Below are 26,960 nucleotides of genomic sequence, written 5' to 3'. Positions count from 1 at the left end.
CGGCGGAACAGGGTCTGTGATGCCGGCGCCGGCGTGGCGCGCATCGCAGTTGGGGCACGGAGGCGGGGCAGGGTGCTTGCAAGCGCCCCCGGCACCCTCCATAACCATGCGCTCCCGCGCCGGGGGCCGTCCGGCCGCTGCGTGGGAAGCGGGGGGCGTGGCATAATCCACGATCTTTTTCAGGCTTCTGGCGGAAATTTCAGCCGGCGCCGCTACTTACGAGACAAGCTGATGAATCTTCCGACCACTTTCGTGATCGCTCAGGCCGCTCCGGCCGCCGGTGCTCCCCAGGGGAACCCGCTGGTCACCTTCCTGCCGCTGATCCTGCTGTTCGGCGTGATGTACTTCCTGATGATCCGCCCGCAGATGAAGCGGCAGAAGGAACATCGCGCCATGGTCTCGGCCCTGTCCAAGGGCGACGAGGTGGTGACCAACGGCGGCATGGCCGGCCGCGTGGAGGAAGTGGGCGAGTCCTTCATCACCCTCGAGATCGCAGCCAATGTGAAGGTCAAGGTGCAGAAGGGTGCCGTGGCCCAGGTGCTGCCCAAGGGTTCGCTGAAGTCGTCCTGACCTTCGCTGGGGGAGCCGGCCGGGCGGACGCCCGCGTCGCGATGCGAAACGATGCTACCGCCGCGGCCTCTGCCGCGGCTTTTGACGGATGCAAGGCATGAGTGATTTTCCACGCTGGAGATATTTCCTGGTTGCCATCGTATTGGCGCTGGGCATCGTTTACGCGTTGCCGAACGTGTTCCTGCCGCAGCCGGCGGTACAGGTCACGGCCAACCGCAACGGGGTGGTCGACCAGGCGCTCGAGCAGAAGGCGCTGGGTGCGCTCAAGCAGCAGAACATCGCCTACCAGAGCGTCGAGCTGAAGAACGACCACCTGCTGGTGAGCTTCGGCAACGCCGACGTGCAGAAGAGCGCGGGCGACGCCATCAAGGCCGCGCTGGGCGACGACTACACGGTGGCGTTCAACCTCAGGTCGACGGTGCCGCACTGGCTGTCCATGATCGGCGCGCGCTCGATGCCGCTGGGCCTGGACCTGCAGGGCGGTGTGCACTTCCTGATGGAAGTGGACCAGAACGACGTGGTCGACAAGCAGGAGACGCGCTACGCGGACGACATCCGCAGCCTGCTGCGCGAGAAGAACATCCGCTACGACTCGGTCAGCCGCAACGCCGTGCGCGGCCAGGGCGTGGCCGTGATCCTGCGCTCGGCGGAAGACCGCACCGCGGCCGCCAATGCCATCGCCGCCGAGTATCCGGACCTGTCCACGCAGGACGGCCAGGTGACCGGCGACCGTTTCGTGCTCAACGCGGTGCTGCGTCCCGACAAGCTGCGCGAGATCTCCCTCAACGCCGTGCGCCAGAACCTGGGCACGCTGCGCAACCGCATCAACGCGCTGGGCGTGTCCGAGCCGATCATCCAGCAGCAGGGCGATAGCCGCATCATCGTCGAGCTGGCCGGCGTGCAGGACACCGCCGAAGCCAAGAAGCTGATCGGCGCCACCGCCACGCTGGAATACCGCGCCGGCTACGGCACGCCGCAACAGGCCGCGGATGCCGCGCGCACCGGCAGCGTGCCGCCGGATGCGCGCCTGTATAAGGACCGCGATGGACGCCCGATCCTGCTGAGCAAGAAGATCATCGTTACCGGCGACCAGCTGGTCGATGCCGCTTCCGGCGCCGACCAGCAGAGCGGTTCGCCGATGGTGTCGGTGACGCTCAACGCCGCGGGCGCCAAGAAGATGCTCGACTTCACCACCAGCAACGTCGGCAAGCCGATGGGCGTGGTGTACGTCGAGCGCGTGGTCGAGACCAAGGTGGTGGACGGAAAGGAAGTGCGCACGCCGAAGATCACCGAGGAAGTGATCAACTACGCCACCATCAACGGCGTGTTCGGCAAGAACTTCCAGACCACCGGTCTGCGTAGTGCGAAGGAGGCTTCCGAGCTGGCGCTGCTGCTGAAGGGCGGTTCGCTGGCCGCGCCGATCGATATCGTCGAGGAGCGCGTGATCGGTCCGAGCCTGGGCCAGGACAACATCGAGAAGGGCATGAAGGCCGTGCTGATCGGCCTGGGCCTGGTGCTGCTGGCCGCGGCCATCTACTACAAGCTGTTCGGACTGGTGGCTGACGTCGCGCTGTTCTTCAACCTGGTGATCCTGCTGGCGGTCATGTCGATGGTCGGCGTCACGCTGACCATGCCCGGCATCGCCGGTATCGTGCTGACCCTCGGCATGGCGATCGACGCGAACGTGCTGATCTGCGAACGCGTGCGCGAGGAACTGCGCAACGGCTCCACGCCGCTGGCGTCGATCCGCGCCGGCTACGAGAAGGCCTGGGCGACCATCCTGGACGCCAACGTCACCCACCTGATCGCCGCGCTGGCGCTGACCACGATGGGCTCCGGCCCGATCCGCGGCTTCGGCGTGACGCTGCTGATCGGCATCCTGACCTCGATGTTCACCTCGGTCACCGTGACCCACGCGATCACCGCGCTGATCCACGGCGGTCGCAAGCTCAAGACGCTGTCGGTCTGAAGAGGAACTGGAACTCATGGAAATCTTCAACCACAACGCCAACGTCAACTTCCTGGGGATGCGCAAGGTCAGCATCGGCATCGCCGTGCTGCTCATGCTCGTTTCGATCGCCTTGATCGCCACGCGCGGGCTGAACTACGGCCTGGACTTCACCGGCGGTATTTCCGCCGAGGTGAGCTACCAGCAGCCGGTGGCCGTGTCCGACGTCCGCGAGGCGCTGGCCAAGGCGGGCATGGAACACGCCGTCGTGCAGAGCCTGGGCGGCACCAAGGAGGTCTCGATCCGCATGCAGCCGACCGCGGCGATGAAGGACGCGCAGGGCAGGGTGAACCTGGACCAGGTCTCCGCCGTGGTCAGCAAGGCCCTGCAGGCGGCGCGTCCGGACGCATTGCTCAAGAGCCGCTCTTCAGTGAGTTCGCAGGTCGGCGACGAGCTGCGCAGCGACGGTACCGTGGCCGCGGTGTTCGTGATTCTCGGCATCGGCCTGTACCTGTGGGTCCGCTTCGAGCGCCGCTTCGCCGTCGCCGCCCTGGCGACCGAAGTGCACGACGTGCTGGTCACCCTGGGCGTGCTGGCGATCACCGGGCGCGAGTTCGACCTCACCGTACTGGCCTCGGTACTAGCGGTGATCGGCTACTCGATCAACGACAAGGTGGTGGTGTTCGACCGTATCCGCGAGCTGTTCCGCCTGGCCCGCAAGGCCGAGCCGGTGGAAGTCCTCAACCGTTCGATCAACAGCACGCTGTCGCGAACCATCATCACTTCGCTGTTCACTGCCATCACCATGGCGGCGCTGTATTTCATCGGCGGCTCGGTGGTGCAGGGCTTCGCCATCACCATGCTGATCGGCATCCTGGTCGGTACGCTCTCGTCCATCTTCGTGGCCAGCCCGATCCTGCTGTGGCTCGGCGTCTCCAAGAAGGACCTGATGCCGCAGACCAAGGAGAACCCGGAGCTGGCGCGGCGTCCGTGAGCAGATCTGGCGGTATTGGAAGAAAAGCCCGGCTTCGGCCGGGTTTTTTTATGGCCGGATTTAATTCAATAAAGCCTGTGCATTAACTGGATAATGCAGAAGGCTTTAATGGCACCTGGCCCGGCGCTGAGCCGCGGTAAAGCCGTGCCCTCGTGACGCAATAAATTACGATTCGGGCCAAGCCATTACCCGCGACCGTACGCCTGCGCACATCGGGGAAACGCAGGATCTAATCGGCAGGCGGGCACCGCAGGATGGCGCAGCGGCGCCATTCATTAAGTAATTGTTGACTTGGTGTAACGCCCGACGTTATTTTCGGGAGGTTCCTGATACGACAGTCAGGCGACAGCTTGCTTACAGCCACGGGAGGCCCGCAAGAAATCGTCGTCGTAACAGGGGATGCAGAGGGGCAGTCTGCAGGGGGAGTTTCCTACAGACGCAGCTTTGCGACCTTTTGGCCTATCGCCCAGGGGACCGGGCGGTTTTGCTCAATTTTGCCCACCACCCAGGCGGGCGTTTTCGGGGAGATCCAAATGAGTTTTCGATCGTTGAATCGCGGTTATCTGCTGCGCCATACCGCGTTGGCGGCTGCCCTCGCGATGGGCATGGCCGGCACGGCCTTCGCTCAGTCGACCGTCGGCGGCATCTACGGCCAGGCCGAGCCTGGCGATACGGTCACCGTCACCAGCAACTCGGGCCTGACCCGTACCGTGCCGGTCGATGCTTCCGGCAAGTACCAGGTGAACAATCTCCCGATTGGTACGTACACCGTGGCCCTGCAGAAGGGGGGCGCCACCGTGGACACTCGCTCCGACGTGGCCATCAAGGTGAGCGGCAACACCGAAGTCTCGTTTGCGAGCAAGACGAACGCTTCCTCGCTGTCGGCCGTGACCGTGACGGCGAACGCGCTGCCGGCGATCGACGTTACTGGCGTCGACTCGCGCACCGTGATCACCTCGCAGCAGCTGGCCAAGCTGCCGCTGGCGCGCTCGGCGGAAGCCATCGCGCTGCTGGCGCCGGGCGCTGTGCAGGGTAGCGGCTTCTTCACTGGCCCGGGCGGCCAGCAGCTCGTGTCGTTCGGTGGTGCGTCGGTCGTCGAGAACGCCTACTACATCAACGGCATGAACGTGACCGATCCGTTGAGCGGCATGGGCGGCATCGATCTGCCGTACGGCTCGATCGAGCAGCAGGAAACGCTGACCGGCGGTTACAGCGCCGCGTTCGGCCGTTCTGACGGCGGCGTGATCAACATGGTGGGCAAGCGCGGCACCAACGAGTGGCACTTCGGCGGACAGATTCTGTGGACGCCCGAGGCCCTGCGCGCCGACCCGGAAAACATCCGCCTGCGCAACGGTAAGCTCTACCAGTACCGCAATGACAACAAGGGCACGAACACCATCGCCAGTGCCTATGTCGGCGGTCCGCTGATCAAGGACAAGCTGTTCATGTTCGCGTCGGTGGAAGGCAACAAGACCGACGATAAGGCTGTCAACTCGGTCGCGTCGGGCACCGAACTGCGTCGCCACTTCAGCGACCCGAGCTGGTACGCCAAGCTGGACTGGAACATCACCGACAGCCACATCCTCGAGCTGACCAGCGCGTCGACGAAGCACAATTACAACGGCAACGTCTACGCTTACGACAACGACACCAACCAGCGCGGCGACTACCTGAATCAGGACACGCCCAGCAAGACTTCGGCGAACATGTGGATCGCCAAGTACACCGGCTACATCACTGACAGCTTGACCATCAGTGCTCAGTACGGCAAGCAGAAGACCGACCTGTATACGGCCCTGGGCAGTGACTTCAATGCCGGTCTCATCAACGTCCTCAGTCCCGATCAGCAGAACCCGGCACTGAACGGCGGCAGCAGTACCGGTATCGGCAATACGCAGACCGTGTTGACCACCACCGACCCGTCGCATCAGACCAAGGGTGCGAACTACCGTTTCGACGTCACCTACGTCCTCGGCGATCACACGATCACCGCCGGTATCGACAACCAGCGCACGCAGGACCTGAACGACGGCGATTACATCCCGACCAATGCCGGCTATGCCTGGGAATACAACCATCGCGCGAACCCCAATTCGCCGATTGCTCAGGACGCCGCCGGCAATCCCGTGGTCGATGCCCCCGGCAGCTACCCCGGCGGTGCGACGGGCTACTACGTTGCTCAGTACTTCTTCCGTACCGCAGCTTCGGTCCGCGTGGAACAGCGCGCGCAGTACATCGAAGACACCTGGCAGATCAACGACCGCTGGATGGTCAAGATGGGTCTGCGCAACGACCAGTTCACCAACTACAACAGCGATGGCGAGCCCTACATTCGCCAGACCAAGCCGCAGTGGGCGCCTCGCCTCGGCTTCAGCTGGGACGTGAATGGCGATTCCAGCTTCAAGGTCTACGGCAACGCGGGTCGCTATTACCTCGCCATGCCGACCAGCGTGGCGCTGCGTGGTGCTTCCGGCTCGTATTACACCCGCGTGTTCTACACCTACACGGGCATCGATCCGGCCACCGGCTATCCGACCGGCCTGACCCCGATCAATACGGCCAAGGGCCCGGGCGCTCCTTACTCGGAGAACAACGAGTACGGTCAGTCCCCCGATCCGGCCACCGTGACGGCGAAGAACCTGAAGGCGCAGTACCAGGACGAGTTCATCCTGGGCTTCGACAAGAGGCTCAACGACTCGTGGAACTACGGTGCCAAGGCGACCTATCGCGTCCTGCGCAACATCATCGATGACACCTGCAACACCGACCTCTTCGAAGCGAAGGCGGCCGAGCAGGGCATCGATACCACCAACCTGCGCGGTTGCTACTTCTTCAACCCGGGTCGCGGTGCGGTGTTCCAGCTGCCGGACGGCAAGGGCGGCTACGGCCAGCTGCAGATCAGCTCCAAGGACTTCGAATATCCGAAGCCCAAGCGCGACTACTACGCGTTGAACCTGTACCTGGATCATCCGTTCGACGGCAAGTGGCAGGGTCGCATCGACTACGTCTACTCGCGCTCCTACGGCAACTCCGAAGGTCAGGTGAAGTCCAACATCGGTCAGGGCGACATCGCTGCTACGACCGACTGGGATTACCCGTCGCTCATGGTGTACTCCGGCGGCCTGCTGCATAACGACCGCAAGCACCAGCTGAAGGCCTATGGCAGCTACCAGGTCACGCCTGAGTGGATGGTCGGCGGTGTCGTCTCGCTGGCTTCGGGTGCGCCGTACGATTGCTTGGACTTCTACGGCCCCAATGCCGAGTCGCCCGCGTACGATGGTCCGTACTACCACTGGTGCAATGGCAAGCCGTCGCCCTCGGGCTCGGCCGGTCGCCTGCCGTGGCAGAAGACGGTGTCGCTCAACGTTCAGTACCGTCCGGCGTTCGCCGATCACAAGCTCGCCTTCACGGCTGACGTGTTCAACATCTTCGACTCGCAGAACGAGACCTACGTGTACGAGTACAACCTGGGCGCGAGCTATCGCCGTCCGCGCGGCTTCACCACGCCGCGGTACGTCCGCTTCGGTATGACGTACGACTTCTAATGCAGCACTCGCCCCTGCTGTTTCATCCGGAGCGCAGGGGCTACTTTGTTTTTTTAAGCCGCGCCAGGGGATTCCCTGGCGCGGTTTTTTTTGAAAGGGGGTTCTTCGCCATGGCGCTGTCATGGCTACGCAGGGAAAGGAGCGAAATATGCGTTCAGGCTTTAGGATGAAGCGTGTCGTTCTCGCAGCGATGGGATGCATGCTGGTGAGCGGTTACGCATGGGCGGTAAATCCCGGCAAGGTCAACATTAAGAACAGCTATTACAGCGACGCGTCGTTAACCACGCGGGTTGGAGAGCGGGACTATAACTGCCAGGGCAATTTATGGTCTTGGGGTTACCAGACCATGTATCAGACGTTCACGGCTCAAGAGTGCCCGGATACCAGCGGCGGGATTAACACGGGTGGTGATGAACCTCCGGGGCCACCAAATTGCACGGTTGTCTACACGCCTTATCCCGAGGCCATTTGCGGTTAAAAAAATCGCCGGCGAAAGCCGGCGATTCCTACAGCGAGAGCTCAAGCGGCTGGCGCACGAGGCACAGCAACTGTGTGTTCGTTGATCTCCATAGGCGAATCGGCGCTCGGCGCAACCACGCGATGGAGATCGACTTGTTCCACTGGAATCGGCTCGTAGCCGGGACCGAACGCCACTTCTCCCAGCCTCCAGCCGGATGGCCTCCGCACCGCCCCCCAGAACCGCTTGAACGCCACCCAATGCAGCCCGATCAACCCATGGTCGTTGTCTGCATCCACCGTCGGATCGCCCACCCCCGTCGGCCTCGGCGCCATCCCATACAGCGACGTCCCAAACACCACATCCCACACCGACAGCACCTGCCCGAAATTGCAGTTGTGCAGCCCCGGCCGCTCGGGATCCACCAGCATGTGGTGCAGCCGATGGAACTTGGGATCCACGAAGATGCGCCCGAACACCGGCCCGAAGCCGATGCGCACGTTGGCGTGCGAGAAGTTCTGCACCAGCTCTCCCAGCAGCACGAGCCATGCGAACTGGTCCGGCTCCACGCCCATCACGATGCCCACCGTGGCGAGCACCATCGATTGCAGGAAGCCGTCGACCAGGCTGCCGCGGTCGTTGGTCCAGCAGCTCATCTGGCGCTGGCTGTGGTGCATGCTGTGCAGCGCCCACCACCAAGGCAGGGCGTGCTGCAGGCGGTGCATCCAGTAGTAGACGAAGTCGTACACCACGTAATAGCAGCCGAACAGCAGCCACGGGTGTTGCTTCAGCCAGGGTACCCAGTGCGTGATCGCGAGCGGTGAAGCACTGGCGTCGCCGGGGCCGGTATCGGGCCCGCCGAAGTAATTGGCTAGTGGCGTCAGCACCAGGAAGCTGAAGATGGGAAAGATGCCCACGAGCATCATCAGCGTGTACTGGAAATCGACGCGCGTCAGCTTGCGGTCGGCCCATCGCTCGGCCGGAACCAGGCTTTCCAGCGGACGGAAAATGAAGCCGATGATGCACAACTGCAAGGTGGCGATCAGCAGCGATTCGGCGATGTCCTTCGGATCGCCGGCTAGCCCTTCCAGATGGAGGGCGTGCAGAACAGGAAGAACGCCATGGCCGGCGAACCATTCGACCAGCATTGACCATAGTGCCGACATCTTGGATACCTTGCGAGATCGCTGCGCGGCCGTATGGCACGCTGGAAAACGCCAGGAGCATAGCGCCGCGCGGCGAGCGCCTCCACTTCGGCAGAATCTTGCGTTTCGTCCGGGTCAGGCTGCGCGCAGGCGTGCGTCCAGCTCGGCCAGTCGCTGCGGCGTGCCGACGTCGGTCCAGGCGCCGCGATGATGGCTGCCTTGCACCGCGCCTTGCGCCATCGCATGCCGCAGCAGCGGCGCAAGCTTGAAGCGAGGCGGCTTCTCCATCGCGCTGAGTTCATCGCCCACGACCGCGCGCCAGTCGCCGAACAGTTCGCGCCGGTAGATGCCCAGACCGCTGAAGGTGAGCCGGGGCGGTGGTGCTTCGTCACGCAGCAGGCCATTCGCGTCGAGCGCAAAGTCGCCATGCGGGTGGTGGGCCGGGTTGTCCACCATGACCAGGTGCGCGAGGCCCTGCGGTTCGGCGGGCAGCGCCGCGAAGTCGGCGTCGGTCCAGATGTCGCCATTGACGGCCAGGAACGGTTCGGGGCCCAGCAGCGCCATGGCGTTGAGCATGCCGCCGCCGGTTTCCAGCGGCGTCGCGCCCTCGTAGGCATAGCGGATGCGCAGGCCCCAGCGCGATCCGTCTCCTAGTGTGTCGGGGAATTGTTCGGCCAGGTGCGAGGTGTTGATCACCACGTAGTTCACGCCGGCCGCGGCGAGTTTTTCCAGGTGCCACACGATCAGCGGCTTGCCGCCCGCCACGAGCAGGGGCTTGGGCGTGTGCTCGGTGAGCGGGCGCATGCGTTCGCCCAGCCCCGCCGCGAAGATCAGCGCATGCCTCATGCGGCAGCCACCTGGGTGAGGTCGCGGCCGGCGACGTGGCGTTCCAGCAGTGCGGCGAAGTCGGCCAGTTCGGGATAACGGCGCGCCACCGAGGTCACATAGCGGTACACGGTGGGCACGTCGGCGAGATAACCGGACTTGCCGTCGCGATACCACAGCCGATAGAACTGGCCGAGCACGCGCACGTGGCGGTGCAGTCCGGTGAGATCGAACCAGCGCAGGAATCGCTCCGCATCCACCGTCTCGTCGATGACGCCGGCAGAGAGCAGGCGCTGCCGGTACGACTCCACCCAGCCTTCCACCCGCTCGCGCGGCCACACCACGTAGGCGTCGCGCAGCAGGGACGCCAGGTCGTAGGTGACCGGCCCGCCGAGCGCACCCTGGAAGTCGATGACGCCGGGGCTGTTGTGCTCGACCACGAGCAGGTTGCGGCTGTGGTAATCGCGATGCACGAAGCAGCGCGGCTGCTCCATGGCATTGCGGACGATCGCGCTGAACGAGGTCTCCAGTACGTCCCATTCCTCGCAGCTCGGCGTGTGGCCCAGATGGCGGGTGAGAAACCACTCCGGCATCACTTCCAGGCCGCGCACCAGCACGTCGCGATCGAACGGCGGCAGGTCGCGCCAGTCCATGCGCGTCTGCATGCGCAGCAGGGCATCCATCGCATCGCCGTAGAGCGCATCGGCGTTGGATTCGTTCAACTCGGACAGATACAGCCGGTTGCCGAGGTCCTCGATCAGCAGGAAGCCCTGGTCCAGGTCCTTGGCGCGCACCGCGGGCACGTGCAGGCCGGCGGCCGCCAGGCGTTCGCCGATGGCCAGCCAGGGGCGCGGATCTTCCTGCGCTGGCGGGGAATCCATGACGATCCAGCTGGTGCCCTCGTGGCGGGCGCGCCAATAGCTGCGGAAGCTGGCGTCGGAAGATGCCGGTTCCAGGACGAGTGCGGGAGCGGCGAGAGCGGAGCGGGCCCAGGCGAGGCGGGCGGCGGAGCGATCGGTCATGGCGTGGCGGCGTTTGGCTTGGGGGCAGCTTAGCGGGGGGCGCAGGCACGAAAAAGCCCGCGGACGGATGTCCGCGGGCTTGCGATGGCGCTTCGCTCAGGAAAGGTTGTAAGCCTTCTCTTCGTGCAGCGCGAGATCCAGGCCCATCATTTCCTGCTCGTCATCCACGCGCAGGCCGAGCGTCTTGTCGACCAGCTTCAGCAGCACGTAGCTGAGCACCGCGCTCCACACGATGGTGAAGCCCACGCCCTTGGCCTGGATCCACAGCTGGCCCCACAGCGAGGTCACCGTGCCGAAGCCGCCGAGCGTCGACGAGGCCAGCGGGCCGGTGAGCAGGCCGCCGAGGATGCCGGCCACCGCGTGCACGCCGAAAACGTCGAGCGAGTCGTCGTAGCCCAGCTTGTGCTTCAGCCGCGTGGCGCTGAAGAAGCACACCACGCCCGCGACGAAGCCCAGCACCAGCGAGCCCCCCGGCCCGGCGGTGCCTGCTGCCGGCGTGACGGCGACGAGCCCGGCCACTGCGCCGGAGACGATGCCCAGCACGCTCGGGCGGCCATGCATGATCCACTCGGCCAGCAGCCAGCCCAGCGCGGCGGCGGCGGTGGCGATCTGCGTCACCAGCATGGCCATGCCGGCGCTGCCGTTGGCGGCGACCGCGGAGCCCGCGTTGAAGCCGAACCAGCCCAGCCACAGCAGGCTGGCGCCGACCACCGTATAGCCGAGGTTGTGCGGCGGCATCGGCACCTGCGGGTAGCCGCGGCGCTTGCCGATCACCAGGCATGCGACCAGGCCGGCGATACCGGCGTTGATGTGCACCACCGTGCCGCCGGCGAAGTCCAGCACGCCCAGGTCTCCCAGCAGCGAGCCCGGGCCGCTCCACACCATGTGCGCCACCGGCAGGTAGACGAAGGTCAGCCACAGGCCGCTGAACCACAGCATGGCGCTGAACTTCATGCGCTCGGCGTAAGCGCCGACGATGAGCGCGGGCGTGATGATGGCGAAGGTCAGCTGGAACATCACGAAGACCGCTTCCGGCACCGTCTGGTAGCGCGAATCCGGCTTCAGCCCAGCGAGCATGGCCCGATCGAGCCCGCCGATGATCGAGTGCAGCCCGGTGACGCCGGCCTGCATGCCTTCGCTGCTGAAGGCGAGCGAGTAGCCGTACACGACCCACAGCACCGTCACCATCGCGGTGATGGCGAAGCACTGCATGAGCACGGAAAGCAGGTTCTTCGCGCGCACCATGCCGCCATAGAACAGCGCCAGCCCGGGGATGGTCATCAGCAGCACCAGCGCGGTGGCGGTCAGCATCCAGGCGGTGTCGCCGCTGTCGATATGCGTCGGCGCCGCCGTCTGTCCCCATGCCGGCAGGGCCATCGCCGCAAGCGCGCCGCCGGCCAGCCAACGGCCGAGGCGGCCCGTTTCCCGGTTCCCGTTCCCCCGAATCTCAGAGCGCATCGGCGTCGACCTCCATCGTGCGGATCCGGATGGCCTGTTCCAGCTCGCTCACGAAGATCTTGCCGTCGCCGATCTTGCCCGTGCGGGCCGCGGTACTGATCGCTTCGATGGCGTGTTCGAGCTGCTCGTCGGCCACGGCGACCTCGACCTTCAGCTTGGGCAGGAAGTCGACGACGTACTCGGCGCCCCGGTAGAGCTCGGTATGGCCGTGCTGGCGGCCGAAGCCCTTCACCTCGGTCACGGTCATGCCGGTGATGCCGGCTTCAGACAGGGCCTGCCGGACGTCGTCCAGCGTGAAAGGTTTGATGATCGCAGTGATCCACTTCATCCAGCGCTCCCCCGGAAGTAGGTTGATATGTCGCGATGCAGCACATTGCGTGCCAGCGTAGGAGCCAATCCGATCAATGGCTTGGCACAGCGGTCACGACCAGGCCGCGCCGCTTTGGCGCGTCGCGCGCCGGGGAATGCGCGGGTTTGGTGCAACCAGGCGCGATTGACCGGCGGCCCCGTAATCCGTACCATTTTGGTCCCGATTCGAGCCGATTCGTCCTTCTCCTAATCCCATGCTCCGCGTCAGCCGCCTCACCGATTACGCCACGGTGGTGATGACCTGCATCGCCGCGCATCCGCACGACGTGCTCAGCACCGCGCAGATCGCCGACGAGGCGCGCCTGGAGCTGCCTACCGTCAGCAAGCTGCTGAAGTCGCTCAGCCACGCGGGGCTCGTCGAGTCCTTCCGCGGCGTCAACGGCGGTTATCGCCTGGCGCGCCCGGCCGAGGCGATTTCGCTGGCGCAGATCGTCGAGGCGATGGAAGGACCGATCGGCATGACCGAGTGCGGCGTCGCCGAAGGGCAGTGCGAGCGCGAATCGCAATGCAACGTGCGCGGCAGCTGGCGGCTGGTGAGCCACGTGGTGGACAACGCGCTGCGCGCGGTGAGCCTCGCCGACATGCTCAAGCCGCGGCCGGCCCCCCAGGTGGCGACCGTCGCACTCAGCACCTTGAAGAGCAGGACCACCGCATGACCAGCGAACGCACCGAGATGGCCGTGGAAGAAAGCACCGCCGCCGCGCTCCGCGACAACGCCCAGGTAGCCGAGGCGCTCGGCCGGCGCTACGAGGCCGGCTTCGTCACCGACATCGAGACCACCAGCCTGCCGCCGGGCCTCAACGAAGACATCATCCGCCAGCTCTCCGCCATCAAGCAGGAGCCGGAGTGGATGACCGAGTGGCGCCTGAAGGCCTACCGCCACTGGCTGACCATGCCGACGCCGGACTGGGCCAAGCTCAACCTCACCCCGATCGACTACCAGGCGATCAGCTACTACGCCGCGCCCAAGGCCGGCCCCAAGTCGCTGGACGAAGTCGATCCCAAGCTGCTGGAAACCTACGACAAGCTCGGCGTGCCGCTGCACGAGCGCGCCAAGCTGGCCGGCGTGGCGGTGGACGCGGTGTTCGACTCCGTGTCCGTCGGCACCACCTTCCGCAAGGAGCTGGCCGCCGCCGGCGTGATCTTCTGCTCCATGAGCGAGGCGATCCGCGAGCATGGCGACCTGGTGCAGAAATACCTCGGCAGCGTGGTGCCGACCGGCGACAACTTCTTCGCCGCGCTGAACTCCGCGGTGTTCTCCGACGGCTCGTTCGTGTTCGTGCCCAAGGGCGTGCGCTGCCCGATGGAGCTGTCCACCTACTTCCGCATCAATGCCATGAACACCGGGCAGTTCGAGCGCACCCTGATCGTGTGCGAGGACGATGCCTACGTGTCCTACCTCGAAGGCTGCACCGCGCCGATGCGCGACGAGAACCAGCTGCATGCCGCCGTGGTGGAGCTGGTGGCGCTGGAGCGCGCGCAGATCAAGTACTCGACGGTGCAGAACTGGTATCCCGGCGACGAGAACGGCGTCGGCGGCATCTACAACTTCGTGACCAAGCGCGGCGACTGCCGCGGTGCGGATTCCAAGATTTCCTGGACTCAGGTGGAAACCGGTTCGGCCATCACCTGGAAGTACCCCAGCTGCGTGCTGCGCGGCGACCGCTCGGTGGGCGAGTTCTATTCGGTGGCGCTCACGCATCACCGCCAGCAGGCGGACACCGGCACCAAGATGATCCACATCGGCAAGCACACCAAGTCGAAGATCGTCTCCAAGGGCATCAGCGCCGGCCGCAGCTCGAACGCCTACCGCGGCCTGGTGAAGGTGGAGAAGGGCGCCGAGGGCGCGCGCAACTACACCCAGTGCGATTCGCTGCTGATCGGCAAGCGCTGCGGCGCGCACACCTTCCCGTACATGGAAGTGAAGAACCCCAGCGCGATCGTGGAGCACGAAGCCACCACCTCGAAGATCTCCGACGACCAGCTGTTCTATTGCCGCAGCCGCGGCATCAGCGAGGAAGACGCCGTATCGATGATCGTGGACGGCTTCTGCAAGCAGGTGTTCCGCGAGCTGCCGATGGAGTTCGCGGTGGAAGCGAAGAAGCTGCTGGAAGTTTCGCTGGAAGGCGCCGTCGGCTGACGCGCAACGAACACGTATTCTGCGGATTGGATTGACATGCTGAAGATCGAGAACCTGCACGCCCGCGTCGAGGGCAAGCCCATCCTCAAGGGCCTCACGCTCACCGTGAACCCCGGCGAGGTGCATGCCATCATGGGCCCGAACGGCGCCGGCAAGTCCACCCTGGGCAACGTGCTGTCCGGCCGCGACGGCTACGAAGTCACCGAAGGTTCGGTGGTCTTCGAGGGGCGCGACCTGCTCGCGCTGGAGCCGGAAGAGCGCGCCGCCGCCGGTGTGTTCCTCGCGCTGCAGTACCCGGTGGAAATCCCGGGCGTGAACAACACCTACTTCCTGCGCGCCGCGCTCAATGCCCAGCGCAAGCGGCGCGGCGAGCCGGAACTGGATTCCATGCAGTTCCTCAAGCTGGTGCGCGAAAAGCTCAAGATCATGCAGATCTCCGACGAGCTGCTGCACCGTGCGGTGAACGAAGGTTTCTCCGGCGGCGAGAAGAAGCGCAACGAGATCTTCCAGATGGCCGTGCTGGAGCCGAAGCTAGCGATCCTGGACGAGACCGACTCGGGCCTGGACATCGACGCGCTCAAGCAAGTGGCGCAGGGCGTCAACGCACTGCGCTCGCCGGCGCGCTCGTTCCTGATGATCACCCACTATCAGCGCCTGCTCGACTACATCGAGCCGGACTTCGTGCATGTGCTGGCCGATGGCCGCATCGTCGAGAGCGGCGACAAGACGCTGGCGCTGAAGCTGGAAGAACACGGCTACGCCTGGGTCAACGAGCGTAGCCCGGCTCCGGCCGGAGCGCAGGCATGAACCAGCCGGTGCGCTCGCCGTTCGTCGAATCGCTGCCCGTGGCGGACACGCTGGCGGGCTTGCCGGGCAGCGACGTGGCCTGGCTGGACGCGGCGCGCCGCGAGAATCTCGACGCCTTTGCCGACGCCGGCCTGCCCGACACGCGCGTCGAGGCCTGGAAGTACACCGCGCTCCGCGCGCTGGCGCAGCGCCGCTTCGCGCATGGCGATGCGCAGGCCGCGACGCGCGCGATCGACATTCCCGCGCTGGCGCTGCCCGGCGTGGAGGGGCCGCGGCTGGTCTTCGTCAATGGCGTCTTTCGTGCCGACCTCTCTTCGCTGGCGAGCCTGCCGGCCGGCCTGAGCCTGCGTCCGCTCTCGCGGGCGCTGCGCGAGGATGCCGAAGGCCTGCGCTTCGCGCTGTCGCACCGCTACCGCGAGGCCGGCGATGCGTTCGCCCGCCTCAACGCGTCGTTGGCGGGTGATGGCGTCGTGCTGCGCGTCGCGGCCGGCGTGTCCGTCACGGCGCCGGTGCACCTGCTGTTCGTTGGAGCGGCTGCCGAGAACGATCTCGGCTGGCACCTGCGCAACGTGGTGGAGCTGGAAGAGGGCGCCAGCCTTGTGCTGGTCGAGCATCACGCCGCGAGCGGTGCGCAGAAGCACCTGTCCACCGTCGTCGGCGACATCGTCCTCCGCGATGGCGCAAGGCTGGACCACGTGATGCTGCAGGACGCAGCCGAAGAGGCCAGCCTGATCCGCCGCACCCAGTTGCGCCTGAACGCCCGCGCCCACGCCACGCTGCATGCGCTGGAGCTGGGCGGGGCCCTGGTGCGACACGACCTTCGCACCGAGCTGTGCGGCGACGAGGCGCGTTTCGATTCGCGCGGCGTGTTCGCGCTGCACGGCCGCCAGCACGCCGACACGCAGCTGGTGGTCCAGCACAAGGCGTTGAATACGGCATCGGAGTCCATCTGGCGCGGCGTGGCCGACCAGCGGTCGCGCGGCGTGCTCCGCGGCGCGATCGTGGTCGCCGAGGGTGCCGACGGCGCCGACGCCTCGCTGAGCAGCAAGAACCTGCTGCTGTCGGCGCAGGCCGAGATCGACACCAAGCCGGAACTGGAGATCTACGCCGACGAGGTGAAGGCCGCGCACGGCGCCACGGTCGGCCAGCTTGACGAGCGCGCACTGTTCTATCTGCGCTCGCGCGGCATTCCCCACGCCGAGGCGCGCGCCCTGCTGACGGCCGCGTTCTGCCGGGCCGTGCTGCAGGACATGCCGAACGAGGCGTTGCGCGATCACGTGTCGCAGTTGCTGCTTTCGCATCTCCCCGCGGAATGACGCCCACGCGCTCCGCGCGAGCGCTCATGCCACCGGAATCCCCGCCGATGAACGCCCAAGCCCAGCTTCCCACCGCCTTCGACGTACAGCGCATCCGCGCGGACTTCCCGCTGCTTTCGCGCAGCGTGCACGGCAAGCCGCTGGTGTACTTCGACAACGCCAATACCAGCCAGAAGCCGCAGAGCGTGATCGATGCGGTGGACGAGCACTACCGCCTGCACAACGCCAACGTGTCCCGCGCCGTGCATCTGCTGGGCGAGGAAGCCACCGCGGCCTACGAGGGCGCGCGCGACAAGCTGGCGCGCTTCATCAACGCGGGTTCGCGCAACGAGATCGTGCTCACCTCCGGTACGACGCAGGCGATCAACCTGGTGGCTTACAGCTACGCACTGCCGGCGCTGAAGCCCGGCGATGCGATCGTCACGACGGTGATGGAGCACCATGCCAACATCGTGCCCTGGCAGATCGTGGCCGCGCGTGCCGGAGCGACGGTGAAGCCGGCACCGATCGACCAACGGGGCGAGCTGATCGTCGAGGAATTCGTCAAACTGCTGACGCCGGAAGTGAAGCTTGCCTGCGTGGGGCAGGTATCCAACGTGCTCGGCACGGTCAATCCGGTGCGTGAGCTGGCGCGCGAGTGCCACAAGCGCGGCATTCCGCTGCTGGTGGACGGTTCGCAGGCGGTGCCCCATCGCCCGGTGGACGTGCAGGCATTGGGTTGCGATTTCTACGCGCTCACCGGCCACAAGATGCTCGCCCCCACCGGAACCGGCGCGTTGTGGGCGCGCAAGGAACTGTTGCAGGCCATGCCTCCGTTCTTCGGCGGCGGCGAGATGATCCGCGAGGTGCGTTTCGGCGGCACCACCTTCGCCGATCCACCGCATCGTTTCGAAGCGGGCACACCCAATATCGCCGGCTTCGCCGGCCTCTCGGCCGCGATCGATTACTACGGCTCCATCGGCTTCGACGCCATCCATGCCTGGGAGCAGCAGCTGCTGAGTTATGCCACGGAACGGTTGCGCGAAGTCCCCGGCTTGCGCATCTTCGGCGAGGCCCGCGAGAAGGAACCGGTAATCTCCTTCCTGATCGAGGGCGCGCAGGCCACCGACCTGGCCACCCTGCTGGACCTGCAAGGTGTCGCCGTGCGTTCGGGCCACCATTGCGCGCATCCGCTGATGCAGTTCTACGGCGTGCCGGCCACCCTGCGCGCCTCGCTGGCGTTCTACAACACGCGCGAGGAAGTCGATGCCTTCATCACCGCGCTGCTGAAGGTGCGTTCGCTGTTGATGTGACGGGCCGCTCGTCCGGCAGCGGGTAAGGGACAAAGAAAAACCCGCGGGTTCGCCACCCGCGGGTTTTTTTGTTCTCGTGACTCGAGTGTGCTTACCAGATCTTCACTTGCTGCTCGCCCGAACGCACCATCTTGTCGCCTGCCTTGCACTGGAACGCTTCGGCGAACGCAGCCATGTTCGACGGCGCGCCGATCGCGCGGAACTGCGCCGGCGCGTGCGGATCGGTATTGAGCAAGGTCAGCTGCGCCGCCGGACGGATCGAACCGCGCCACACGCGCGCCCAGTTCAGGAAGAAGCGCTGGTCCTGCGTATAACCGTCGATGGTCTTCTTGGCCTCCGCCGGGTTCTTCGCCAGCGCCATCTGCAGCGCATCGTAGGCCGCGTTGAGGCCGCCCAGGTCGCCGATGTTCTCGCCCATGGTGAGCTGGCCGTTGACGAACTTGCCGGGCAGCGCCTCATAGCCATTGAACTGCTCGGCGAGCTTGCCGGTACGCTCGTCGAAGGCTTTGCGGTCGGCGTCGGTCCACCAGTTGACGTTGTTGCCCTGGGCGTCGAACTTGCTGCCCTGGTCGTCGTAGCCGTGCCCCATCTCGTGGCCGATCACCGCGCCGATGCCGCCGTAGTTCAGCGCGTCGTCGGCCTTGGCATCGAAGAACGGCGGCTGCAGGATCGCCGCCGGGAACACGATCTCGTTCTTCTGCGCGTTGTAGTAGGCGTTCACCGTCTGCGGTGTCATGCCCCACTCAGTGCGGTCCACCGGTTTGCCGATCTTGGCCACCATGTAGTCGTAGTTGAACTTGCCCGCCGCCTGCACGTTGCCGAAGTAATCGCCCGGCTTCAGCTGCAGCCCGCTCCAGTCGCGCCACTTGTCCGGATAGCCGATCTTGGGCGTGAAGCTGGCCCACTTCTCCAGCGCCTTCTGCTTGGTGGCCGCGCTCATCCATTCCAGGTTCTCGATGCGCGCCTTGTAGGCGGTGCGCAGGTTGTCCACCAGCGCCTGCGCGCGCTGCTTGGATTCGGGCGAGAAATACCGCGCGACGTAGAGCTCGCCCAGTGCCATACCCATGCCGTCATTGACGGCGTCGAGCGTGCGCTTCCAGCGCGCCTTCATTTCCTTCTGGTCATTGAGCGTCTTCGCGTTGAAGTCGAAGTCCTCCTGCTGGAAAGCCTTCGACAGGTAGGGTGCCGCGCTGTCCACGGCATGGAAGCGCAGATAGGCCTGCCAGTCCGATGCCGGCACGTCGGCCAGCATCTTGTCGAATTCCGTGAAGAACTTGGGGTGCGACAGCGAGAAGCCATCCGTCACGTCGGCGCCTTGCGCCTTGAAGAACGCGGCCCAGTCGAAATGCGGGGTCACCTTGTCCGCATCGGCGATGCTCACGTAGTGGTAGCGATTCTCCGGTTTGCGCAGCTCGGTGGGCACCAGCGAGGCGCCGGCGAGGCGCGTCTCGAACGCCATCACCGCCTTGGCCTGCACCTGCGCGTCCGCCGCGCTCACACCCACCAGTTGCAGCGTGCGCGCGATGTGCGCGACGTAGGCTTCGCGGATCTTGGCGAAGTCCGGCTTGCTGTAATAGTCGGCCGTCGGCAGACCCAGCCCGCCCTGGCCGGCGTAGGCGATCTGCCGGCTGGAATCCTTGAAGTCCGGGCTGCCGTAGAAGCGGAAGACCACGGCGTCGCCCCGAGCATAGGTGTCGCGGAGGTAGGCGGCGACGTCGTTGGGATTCTTCAGCGCGTCGATGCTGGCGAGCTGCGGCTTGATCGGGTCGTAGCCCGCTTTCTCGATCGCCGCTTCGTCCATGCCGGAGGCGTAGAGGTAACCGATCTTCTGTTCGATCGAGCCGGCCTTGGCGCCCGCCGGGTTCTTCGCCGCCTGCTCGACGATAGTGCGCTGCGCGTCGAGGCTGTCTTCGCGCAGGGCGTCGAACGAACCCCAGCGCGTGCGATCCGGCGGGATCGGATGAGCGGCCACCCACTTGGCGTTGACGAAGCCGTTGAAGTCGGCGCAGGGGGCGGTCTTCTTGTCCAGTTCCTTGACGTCGAAGTGGCCGGAAGGGCCGGCGACGGCGATGGTGGACAAGGCCAGGCCGATGGCCAGGGCCAGCGGTTTCGCGAGGTTTTTCATGGAGTCTCCCTGTGGTGCGGATCGCCGCGCCGCCGCGCGGTGGACGGGTGGTTGACCGGGCAGGCTAGGCGGGGGTGGAGAGGGGTCGACAGTGTCGAAGGTCACGCGAGGGGAGGTCTTTTTTCTTTGGTTTTGCACAGGTGCGGTGAGGGGGCTGTAAGTGGTTGGGGGTCGCTCGCAGTCAGGCGTCATGGCTTGGTTGTCGCGCGTGTGTCGCCAGTCTGGTCTCGCCCCTTGCGGGGCGAGGGTTTCGCTCTCCTGCCGGAGAGCGAGTTACTTCTTCTTGCTTGCCCAAGAAGAAGTAACCAAGAAGAAGGGCCCCCTGCGCGGCGCCCTCCGCAGCCTACGCTGCTGCGGGTGCGTTGAGGGCTGGCCGGGCTTTTCGACAGGGCATCCATGCCCTGATCGAAAAGGCGGGGACATCCATGTCCCCGCCCGCCTGCGGCGGCCTGATCGTCCAGCCCTCACCGCCGCGAAGGGGCCCGGCAGATCAAGAGCAATGCGGAGCGTCGCTTCGCTCGCTCTTGCTTTGGTCATTGCTGCTTGCCTCGGTACCGCACTTCTCCTTCTCCCCTCAGGGGAGAAGGCGGGATGAGGGGCCGGTGCTTGCGACAACGCAGCTCCTCTCGGCTCTCAAACCCATACCCCCATTACCCCTAACCCAGCTTCACCGGCGTCCCCACCGGTCTACGCGAGCTGATGCGATACACGCAGCGTCTGGCGCCGGCGAGCAGGTGTTGTTCGCGTTTCACGCTCGCTTCTTCGCCCAGTACTTCCTGGAACAGTTCCAGCTCGGCGCGGCAAAAGCCCTGGCAGGCGCGGGCGGCGGAGCAGATGGGGCAGTGGTCTTCGATGAGGAGCCAGTCGCGGCCGTCTTTCTCGGCGCGCGCCATGTAGCCCTCCTGTTCGCGGATCGCGGCGAGGCGGCGTACGCGGTCGGCGAGGGTGCGGGCCGTACCGATCGCCTGGAGATAGTGGCGGCGGTTGTCGTCGCGGCGCGCGTCGACCAGCTTGTCCACGCCGGCCTCGCCGAACAGGGCGCGCACGGATTGGATCAGGTCTACCGCCAACTGCGCGTGGGCATCCGGGAAGCGGGCATGGCCGGCCGCGGTGAGCGACCACAGCTGGCGAGGGCGGCCGGCGCCGGTACCGCGCTGCGGCTCGCCGGCGATCAGCGCCTCGTCGAGCAGCTTCTGCACCTGCTGCCGGATCGCTTCCGCACTTACGCCCAGCGATTCCGCCAAGGCGGCGGTGCTTTGCGGGCCGTTCGTCTTGAGCAGACGCAGGATGCGTTCGCTGGTGGGGTCGATATTTTCAAAGGACATACTTGTTTAATTCCCTGCGGCGGGTCTAATATCCCAAGCCATAACTTGGATATTGGCGCGCACGGCGCGCATTGTCGAGGAACGCATGGCAACTACCACGACTTCTGCCTCCTGGGCGGATCTGCTCTCGGGGCGCAACGGCATCCGTTCGATGGCGCTAGCGGGCGGCACGGCATTGCATGCGATCAACGTCTACGTCGTGACCACCATCATGCCGTCGATCGTCGCCGACATCGGCGGCCTGGCGTACTACGCCTGGAACACGACGTTATTCGTGGTCGCTTCGATCATCGGCGCCACGCTGGCGGCATCGCTGGCGGGACGGCTGGGCGGCAAGGGCGCGTATCTGCTGGGGCTGGCCGCGTTCACGGCCGGAACGCTGGCCTGCGCGGCTGCGCCGTCCATGCCGTGGCTGCTGTCCGGGCGCAGCTTGCAGGGGCTGGGCGGCGGCGTGCTGGTGTCGCTGGCGTATGTGCTGATCCGACAGGTGTTCGAGCCCGCGCTGTGGTCGCGCGCGATGGGGCTGGTGTCTGCGATGTGGGGCATCGCCACGCTGTCGGGGCCGGCGATCGGCGGCGTATTTGCGCAGCTTGGCGAATGGCGCTGGGCGTTCTGGAGCCTGTTGCCGGTAGTAGCGGTGCTGGCCGGGATCGTGCTCGTCTGGTTGCCCGCGGTGCCGGCTGCCGGCGAGCGTACGGCGGTACCGGGCGGGCGGCTCGCGCTGCTGGCGGCGTCGGTGCTGGCGGTATCGATGGCGAGCTTGGCCGACTCGCGGCTGCTGCAATGCGCCGGCATCGCGACCAGTCTGGTCCTGGCCGCGCTGATCGTGCGCGCCGACCGCCACGCCGAAGCGCGACTCCTGCCCACCGGCGCCTACGCACGATCGCGCCTGCGCGCGCTTTACCTGGTGATCGCCCTGCTGGTGATCGGCAGCACGGTGGAGATCTTCGTGCCGTACTTCCTGCAGACCATCCTGGGCCACGAACCACTGGTGGCGGGCTATCTCACGGCCGTGATGGCGGGCGGCTGGAGTTTCGGCTCCATGCTGAGCGCCGGCCGCGGCGGCGCTTTCGGTACGCGCTGCATTCGTCTCGGACCGGCGCTGATGGCCGTGGCGCTGGCGGCGCTCGCGTGGTTGTTCCAGCAGCCGGCGGAACTCATGCGCGGGCCGGCCTTCGGCGCGCTGTGCGCGGGCCTGGCCGGCGTCGGTCTCGGCATCGGCCTGGCCTGGCCGCACCTGCTCACGAACCTGCTCCAGGCCGCGCCGGCGGAAGAGGGCGCCCTTGCGTCCTCGTCCATCTCCACGGTGCAGCTCTACGCGATGTCGCTGGGCGCCGCGGTCGCCGGCTGGGTGGCCAACGCCGCTGGCCTGGGCGATCCGGGCGGCGTGCCCGGCGCGCGAACCGCGGCGGCGTGGCTGCTCGGCGGTTTCGCGGCACTGGTCGCGCTGGGCCTGCCGACCGCGCGGCGCGCCGCATCGCTCCCTCACTGACCCCACGAAGAAGAAGGAACCAACGACATGGCTATCGAATTGCTGCCGCTGCCCTACGAGCTCCATGGCCTGGCGCCGCACCTTTCCGCGGAAACGCTGGAGTATCACTACGGCAAGCACCACCGCGCCTACGTCACCAACCTCAACGCGCTGATCGCGGGCACCGAGTTCGAAGGCATGCAACTGGAGGAGATCGTCCGCCGCGCGTCGGGCCCCATCTTCAACAACGCTGCCCAGGCCTGGAACCACAGTTTCTACTGGAACTCGATGAGTCCGCGCGGCGGCGGCGCGCCGCAGGGCCGCCTGGCGGATGCGATCGCGCGCGACTTCGGTTCCTTCGAGGCTTTCAAGGAGGCATTTGCCAAATCCGGCACGACGCTGTTCGGCTCGGGCTGGACCTGGCTGGTGCAGCGGCCGGACGGAAAGCTGGCGATCGTCAACACGGCCAATGCGGATACACCGCTCACCGGCGAAGATCGCCCGCTGCTGGTCGCCGATGTGTGGGAACACGCGTATTACATCGATTACCGGAACGCGCGCCCGAATTACCTGCAGGCATTCTGGCAGCTCGCGCACTGGGAGTTCGCGGCCGACCACCTGGCTTGACCGCCCGCGGACGTCTATCCGCCCCGCGCGCGCCGTGGCTCGCGGGGCAGGGCAGGCATTATCATCCCGCCCATGCCCACGACCTCTCTCCCCGCTTTCCGGACGGCCACCGCCGCCGACATACCCGCCATCGTCACCCTCGTCGAGTCCGCCTATCGCGGCGATTCGGGCCGGCTCGGCTGGACCACCGAATCGGACCTGCTCGATGGCCGGCGCACCGACGCCGAAGGCGTGGCGGCCCTGCTCGACCAGGCCGACAGCGTGATACTGCTGGCCGAACGCGACGGCGAGCTGCTGGCCTGCTGCCACGTGGAGCGGCAGCAGGAAGCAGGCTATTTCGGCATGTTCGCAGTCAATCCCCTGTTGCAGAACGGCGGCATCGGCAAGGCCCTGCTGGCCGAGGCCGAGCGTTACGCGCGCGAGCAATGGCAATGCCTGGCCATGCGCATGACGGTGATCGAGCAGCGCGCCGAACTCATCGAGTGGTACGAGCGCCGCGGCTACCAGCGCACCGGCGAATACCGGCCGTTTCCCTACGGCGACGAGCGCTTCGGCATCCCGCGCCGCGACGACCTGCGTTTCGAGTGGATGGTGAAGACGCTGGGATGCGTGGCATGAGCGAGGACGTGACCGGCTGGACCTACGTGTGCACGCGCGCCGAACTGCTGCCGGGCGAATTCAAGGTCGTCTATGACGAGCTGACCCAGGAGCCCATCGCCATCTACAACATCGATGGCGAACTCTACGCGGTGCAGGACCTGTGCACGCACGACGGCGGCGAGCTGGCGGGCGGCGACGTGCACGGCTTCGAAGTGGAATGCCCGCGCCATGGCGCGCGCTTCGACCTGCGCACGGGCGCGGTGCTGTGCCCGCCGGCCTACGAGCCGATCGCCAGTTTCCCGGTGCGCGAAGCCCACGGCGGCATCTGGACACGCGACGACCGCTGACTGCGTGACGCTCGCCGTCACGTCGCACGCCCACGCCGCGATGGCGTTTCTTTCACTCGCTCTTGTCCGTGCCTTGCCTAGCGTGCATCGATGCTTTCCGATGCAGCAGGCACGTCCATGCAGGAAACGAAACGACAGCCGCGCGCATGGATCACCGTGGCGGTCCTGGCCGCGATCGGGCTCGTGCTTGCCGCGGGCGGCGCGTGGCTGATCGCGCTCGGCGGTTCCTGGTACGACTTCATTTACGGGGCGGGCCTGCTTGCCGTGGCCGTGCTCGCCTGGCGCCGCAGCCGATGGACGTTCTGGCTGCATGCGCTGCTCCTGGCCGGCACCGTGCTGTGGGCGATCGTCGAGGTGGGTTCGGATTTCTGGTCGCTGGAGCCGAGGCTGGTCATGCCGCTGGTCCTAGGGCTCTGGCTGCTGTTGCCCTGGGTGTGGCGCAAGTTGCGGCCGCTCGAAGAGAGCGCATCGCGCAGTGCGAAGGTCGGCGCTGCGGCGTTGGGCTTCGCCGCGGTGCTCGCGATCGCCGTCGGCATGATCGCCGCGTTCCGCCCGGTGGGCGTGCACGGCAGCGCGGAGCTTGCGGATGCGGCGCCGGCGCGCGACAGCAGCGTGCCGGACGACGAGTGGCGTTTCTACGGGCGCACGCCCCGTGGCGATCGCTACTCGCCGCTCGACCAGATCCGTGCGGACAATGTGCGGAACCTGCAGCTCGCCTGGTCCACGCACACCGGCGACACCATGCGCCCAGGCGAGAGCCAGGCGGGCACCGATGCGGGCCACGAGTTCAACTTCGAGGACACGCCCATCAAGGTGGGCGACACGCTCTACGTGTGTACCGGCCACAGCTGGGTACTCGCACTCGACGCCGCGACCGGGCGCAAGAAATGGACCTACGACCCGCACGCCGACACCCGCGCGGATGTCTACCTGGCCTGCCGCGGCGTCGCGTATTACAAGGCACCTCCAGGCACAGCCACCGACTGTCCCGAGCGCATCATTGCGCCCGTGCTGGATGCCCGGCTGATGGCATTGAATGCGCGCACGGGGCGACCATGCGAGGATTTCGGCGAACACGGCTTCGTCTCGCTGCGCCAATACCTCGGCCACGTGCCCGCGGGTTTCCATTTCGTCACTTCCCCGCCGCTGGTGTTGCACGACCGCGTGGTGCTGGGCGGCTGGATCTATGACAACCAGGCCACCTTCGAACCCTCCGGCGCGGTGCGGGCCTTCGATCCGGTATCGGGCAAACTCGTCTGGGCCTGGGACATCGGCCACGATCCGCAGAACTGGACGCCGGGCCCACAGGATCAGCTGACGCGCGGCACGCCGAACGCCTGGGGCGTCTATACGGCCGATGCCGAGCGCGGCCTGGTGTATCTGCCCCTCGGCAACGCCACGCCCGACTATTTCGGCGGCAAGCGCCGCCCGATGGACGAGAAGTACGCAAGCTCCATCGTGGCGTTGGACATCGATACCGGCGCTCCCCGCTGGTCGTTCCAGACCGTACACCACGATCGCTGGGACTTCGACGTGCCGACCGGCCCGTCGCTAGTCGACCTGCCGGGGCCCGGCGGAGCGACGATTCCCGCACTGGTGCAGACCACCAAGCGCGGCGAACTGTTCATGCTCAACCGCGTCACCGGCGAACCGGTGGCCAAGGTGGAGGAAAAGCCCGTGCCGCAGGGCGCGGTGCCGGGCGACTGGAGTGCGCCGACCCAGCCCTATTCGACCGGCATGCCCTCGTTGGCGCCGAAGAGGCTGAGCGAAGCCTCGATGTGGGGTGCCACGACGATCGACCAGATGATGTGCCACATCGAATTCCGCCGCGCGTTCTACGAAGGGCAGTTCACGCCGCCGCAGTTGAACCGCGACACCATCGTCTACCCTGCCTTCGACGGCGTGATCGACTGGCACGGCGCGTCGCTGGATCCGGCGCACAAGCTGCTCATCGCGAACGCCAACTACATTCCCTTCCTCATCAGCCTCGCGCCGCGCGAACCGGCGGAGCGCGCGGGGCTGGTGCAGCCATGGAACGGTGCAGGCAACGAACCAGCCGTGAAAGGCCAGCTCGCGCCGCAGTACGGCACGCCGTATGTGGGCAGGGTGCATCCCTGGCTCAATCCGATGGGGGTCCCGTGCAATCCGCCGCCGTGGGGCACGCTCACGGCGATCGACCTGGTGTCCCGGCGGATCGTGTGGCAGCACCCGATCGGCACCACGCGCGACGCGGGGCCGTTCGGCCTGCACTACAACCTGCCGCTGCCCACGGGCGTGTTCAACATCGGCGGCAGCATGGTGACCGCGGGCGGCCTGGTCTTCATTGGCGCGACGGCGGACGACTATCTGCGCGCCGTCGACGAGCGCACGGGCAAGGTCCTGTGGAAGGCACGGCTTCCGGCCGGCGGACAGGCGAATCCGATGTCGTATGCGGTGAACGGTCGGCAATACGTGGTGATCGCCGCCGGCGGCCATGCCGGGCTGGGCACACGCAGCGGCGACTACGTGATGGCCTATGCGCTGCCGGACGGCAAGCCCGGCGACAGGCAACCACACACGCGATGAAAGGAGACCGCG

At 66.3% G+C, this 26,960-nt stretch carries 22 protein-coding genes; 15 read left to right on the top strand and 7 right to left on the bottom strand.

Going from position 1 to position 26,960, the window contains the following annotated elements; all coding sequences use genetic code 11:
- Positions 1-231 precede the first annotated feature (231 nt).
- The 5 genes from yajC (at position 232) to RKE25_RS17540 (ending at position 7,535) form a co-directional block, all read left to right on the top strand.
- The gene (yajC, locus tag RKE25_RS17560) at positions 232-570 is read left to right on the top strand and encodes a preprotein translocase subunit YajC (protein ID WP_311839390.1); all 339 of its coding nucleotides are present in this window, start codon (positions 232-234) and stop codon (positions 568-570) included.
- Positions 571-667: 97 nt separating this feature from the next.
- A complete protein-coding gene (gene secD / locus RKE25_RS17555; protein ID WP_311839389.1) occupies positions 668-2,539 on the top strand; it encodes a protein translocase subunit SecD in 1,872 nt (623 codons plus the stop codon).
- Positions 2,540-2,555: 16 nt separating this feature from the next.
- Complete coding sequence (gene secF, locus RKE25_RS17550) at positions 2,556-3,512, top strand: protein translocase subunit SecF (RefSeq protein ID WP_311839388.1); 957 nt, start codon at positions 2,556-2,558, stop codon at positions 3,510-3,512.
- 533 nt (positions 3,513-4,045) lie between these two features.
- Complete coding sequence (locus RKE25_RS17545) at positions 4,046-7,057, top strand: TonB-dependent receptor (protein WP_311839387.1); 3,012 nt, start codon at positions 4,046-4,048, stop codon at positions 7,055-7,057.
- A gap of 166 nt (positions 7,058-7,223) precedes the next feature.
- Entirely contained in the window at positions 7,224-7,535 is a 312-nt protein-coding gene (locus RKE25_RS17540; RefSeq protein WP_311839386.1) for a DUF6289 family protein, read from the top strand.
- A gap of 41 nt (positions 7,536-7,576) precedes the next feature.
- On the opposite strand, the gene RKE25_RS17535 is transcribed toward RKE25_RS17540, so the two are convergent.
- The 5 genes from RKE25_RS17535 to RKE25_RS17515 form a co-directional block, all read right to left on the bottom strand.
- A complete protein-coding gene (locus RKE25_RS17535) occupies positions 7,577-8,680 on the bottom strand; it encodes a sterol desaturase family protein (RefSeq protein ID WP_311839385.1) in 1,104 nt (367 codons plus the stop codon).
- Between the two features lie 114 nt (positions 8,681-8,794).
- Positions 8,795-9,505 carry an N-acetylmuramate alpha-1-phosphate uridylyltransferase MurU gene (murU, locus tag RKE25_RS17530; protein ID WP_311839384.1) on the bottom strand — a complete coding sequence of 237 codons (711 nt, stop codon included), beginning with the start codon at positions 9,503-9,505 and terminating at the stop codon, positions 8,795-8,797.
- Positions 9,502-10,506 carry a phosphotransferase gene (locus tag RKE25_RS17525; protein WP_311839383.1) on the bottom strand — a complete coding sequence of 335 codons (1,005 nt, stop codon included), beginning with the start codon at positions 10,504-10,506 and terminating at the stop codon, positions 9,502-9,504. The genes murU and RKE25_RS17525 overlap by 4 nt, the downstream gene beginning before the upstream one ends.
- Before the next feature lie 96 nt (positions 10,507-10,602).
- Complete coding sequence (locus tag RKE25_RS17520; RefSeq protein ID WP_311839382.1) at positions 10,603-11,964, bottom strand: ammonium transporter; 1,362 nt, start codon at positions 11,962-11,964, stop codon at positions 10,603-10,605.
- Positions 11,954-12,292 carry a P-II family nitrogen regulator gene (locus RKE25_RS17515; RefSeq protein WP_311839381.1) on the bottom strand — a complete coding sequence of 113 codons (339 nt, stop codon included), beginning with the start codon at positions 12,290-12,292 and terminating at the stop codon, positions 11,954-11,956. The genes RKE25_RS17520 and RKE25_RS17515 overlap by 11 nt, the downstream gene beginning before the upstream one ends.
- A 235-nt stretch (positions 12,293-12,527) precedes the next feature.
- Between RKE25_RS17515 and RKE25_RS17510 the strand changes: the two genes are divergently transcribed.
- The 5 genes from RKE25_RS17510 to RKE25_RS17490 are packed head-to-tail and all read left to right on the top strand — an operon-like array spanning position 12,528 to position 17,888.
- Positions 12,528-12,989, top strand: a complete 462-nt coding sequence (locus RKE25_RS17510) for an SUF system Fe-S cluster assembly regulator (protein ID WP_311839380.1) — start codon at positions 12,528-12,530, stop codon at positions 12,987-12,989.
- A gap of 17 nt (positions 12,990-13,006) precedes the next feature.
- On the top strand, positions 13,007-14,473 hold the full coding sequence (sufB, locus tag RKE25_RS17505) for a Fe-S cluster assembly protein SufB (protein ID WP_311842420.1): 1,467 nt from the start codon (positions 13,007-13,009) through the stop codon (positions 14,471-14,473).
- A 36-nt stretch (positions 14,474-14,509) separates the two neighbouring features.
- Positions 14,510-15,280 (top strand): Fe-S cluster assembly ATPase SufC, encoded by a 771-nt coding sequence (gene sufC, locus RKE25_RS17500; protein ID WP_311839379.1) that lies wholly within the window; start codon positions 14,510-14,512, stop codon positions 15,278-15,280.
- Positions 15,277-16,596 carry a Fe-S cluster assembly protein SufD gene (gene sufD / locus RKE25_RS17495; RefSeq protein WP_311839378.1) on the top strand — a complete coding sequence of 440 codons (1,320 nt, stop codon included), beginning with the start codon at positions 15,277-15,279 and terminating at the stop codon, positions 16,594-16,596. The genes sufC and sufD overlap by 4 nt, the downstream gene beginning before the upstream one ends.
- Before the next feature lie 47 nt (positions 16,597-16,643).
- Complete coding sequence (locus tag RKE25_RS17490) at positions 16,644-17,888, top strand: cysteine desulfurase (protein ID WP_311839377.1); 1,245 nt, start codon at positions 16,644-16,646, stop codon at positions 17,886-17,888.
- Between the two features lie 91 nt (positions 17,889-17,979).
- Here the strand turns inward: RKE25_RS17490 and RKE25_RS17485 are convergent, their stop codons facing one another.
- Together RKE25_RS17485 and RKE25_RS17480 are read right to left on the bottom strand one after the other, a co-directional pair.
- Entirely contained in the window at positions 17,980-20,013 is a 2,034-nt protein-coding gene (locus RKE25_RS17485) for a M13-type metalloendopeptidase (RefSeq protein WP_311839376.1), read from the bottom strand.
- 656 nt (positions 20,014-20,669) lie between these two features.
- The gene (locus RKE25_RS17480; RefSeq protein WP_311839375.1) at positions 20,670-21,338 is read right to left on the bottom strand and encodes a metalloregulator ArsR/SmtB family transcription factor; all 669 of its coding nucleotides are present in this window, start codon (positions 21,336-21,338) and stop codon (positions 20,670-20,672) included.
- An 85-nt stretch (positions 21,339-21,423) separates the two neighbouring features.
- Here RKE25_RS17480 and RKE25_RS17475 point away from each other — a divergent pair, with 85 nt between their 5' ends.
- The 5 genes from RKE25_RS17475 to RKE25_RS17455 all read left to right on the top strand — a co-directional run bounded on the left by RKE25_RS17475 (position 21,424) and on the right by RKE25_RS17455 (position 26,948).
- Positions 21,424-22,830: an MFS transporter gene (locus tag RKE25_RS17475; RefSeq protein WP_311839374.1), complete on the top strand. Its 1,407-nt coding sequence runs from the start codon at positions 21,424-21,426 to the stop codon at positions 22,828-22,830.
- Positions 22,831-22,857: 27 nt separating this feature from the next.
- Positions 22,858-23,436 (top strand): Fe-Mn family superoxide dismutase, encoded by a 579-nt coding sequence (locus RKE25_RS17470; RefSeq protein ID WP_311839373.1) that lies wholly within the window; start codon positions 22,858-22,860, stop codon positions 23,434-23,436.
- A 72-nt stretch (positions 23,437-23,508) separates the two neighbouring features.
- On the top strand, positions 23,509-24,054 hold the full coding sequence (locus RKE25_RS17465) for a GNAT family N-acetyltransferase (RefSeq protein ID WP_311839372.1): 546 nt from the start codon (positions 23,509-23,511) through the stop codon (positions 24,052-24,054).
- Positions 24,051-24,383, top strand: coding sequence for a non-heme iron oxygenase ferredoxin subunit (locus tag RKE25_RS17460; protein WP_311839371.1), 333 nt, complete (start codon positions 24,051-24,053; stop codon positions 24,381-24,383). Before RKE25_RS17465 ends, RKE25_RS17460 begins: the two co-directional genes overlap by 4 nt.
- A 117-nt stretch (positions 24,384-24,500) precedes the next feature.
- A complete protein-coding gene (locus RKE25_RS17455) occupies positions 24,501-26,948 on the top strand; it encodes a membrane-bound PQQ-dependent dehydrogenase, glucose/quinate/shikimate family (protein WP_311839370.1) in 2,448 nt (815 codons plus the stop codon).
- The last annotated feature ends 12 nt before the right edge of the window (positions 26,949-26,960 follow it).

This window comes from Dyella sp. BiH032 (genome assembly GCF_031954525.1).
In the GTDB taxonomy this organism is placed as follows: domain Bacteria; phylum Pseudomonadota; class Gammaproteobacteria; order Xanthomonadales; family Rhodanobacteraceae; genus Dyella_D.
The sequence above is the reverse complement of the archived record's forward strand: the minus strand, read 5'-3'. Positions and strand labels throughout refer to the sequence as shown.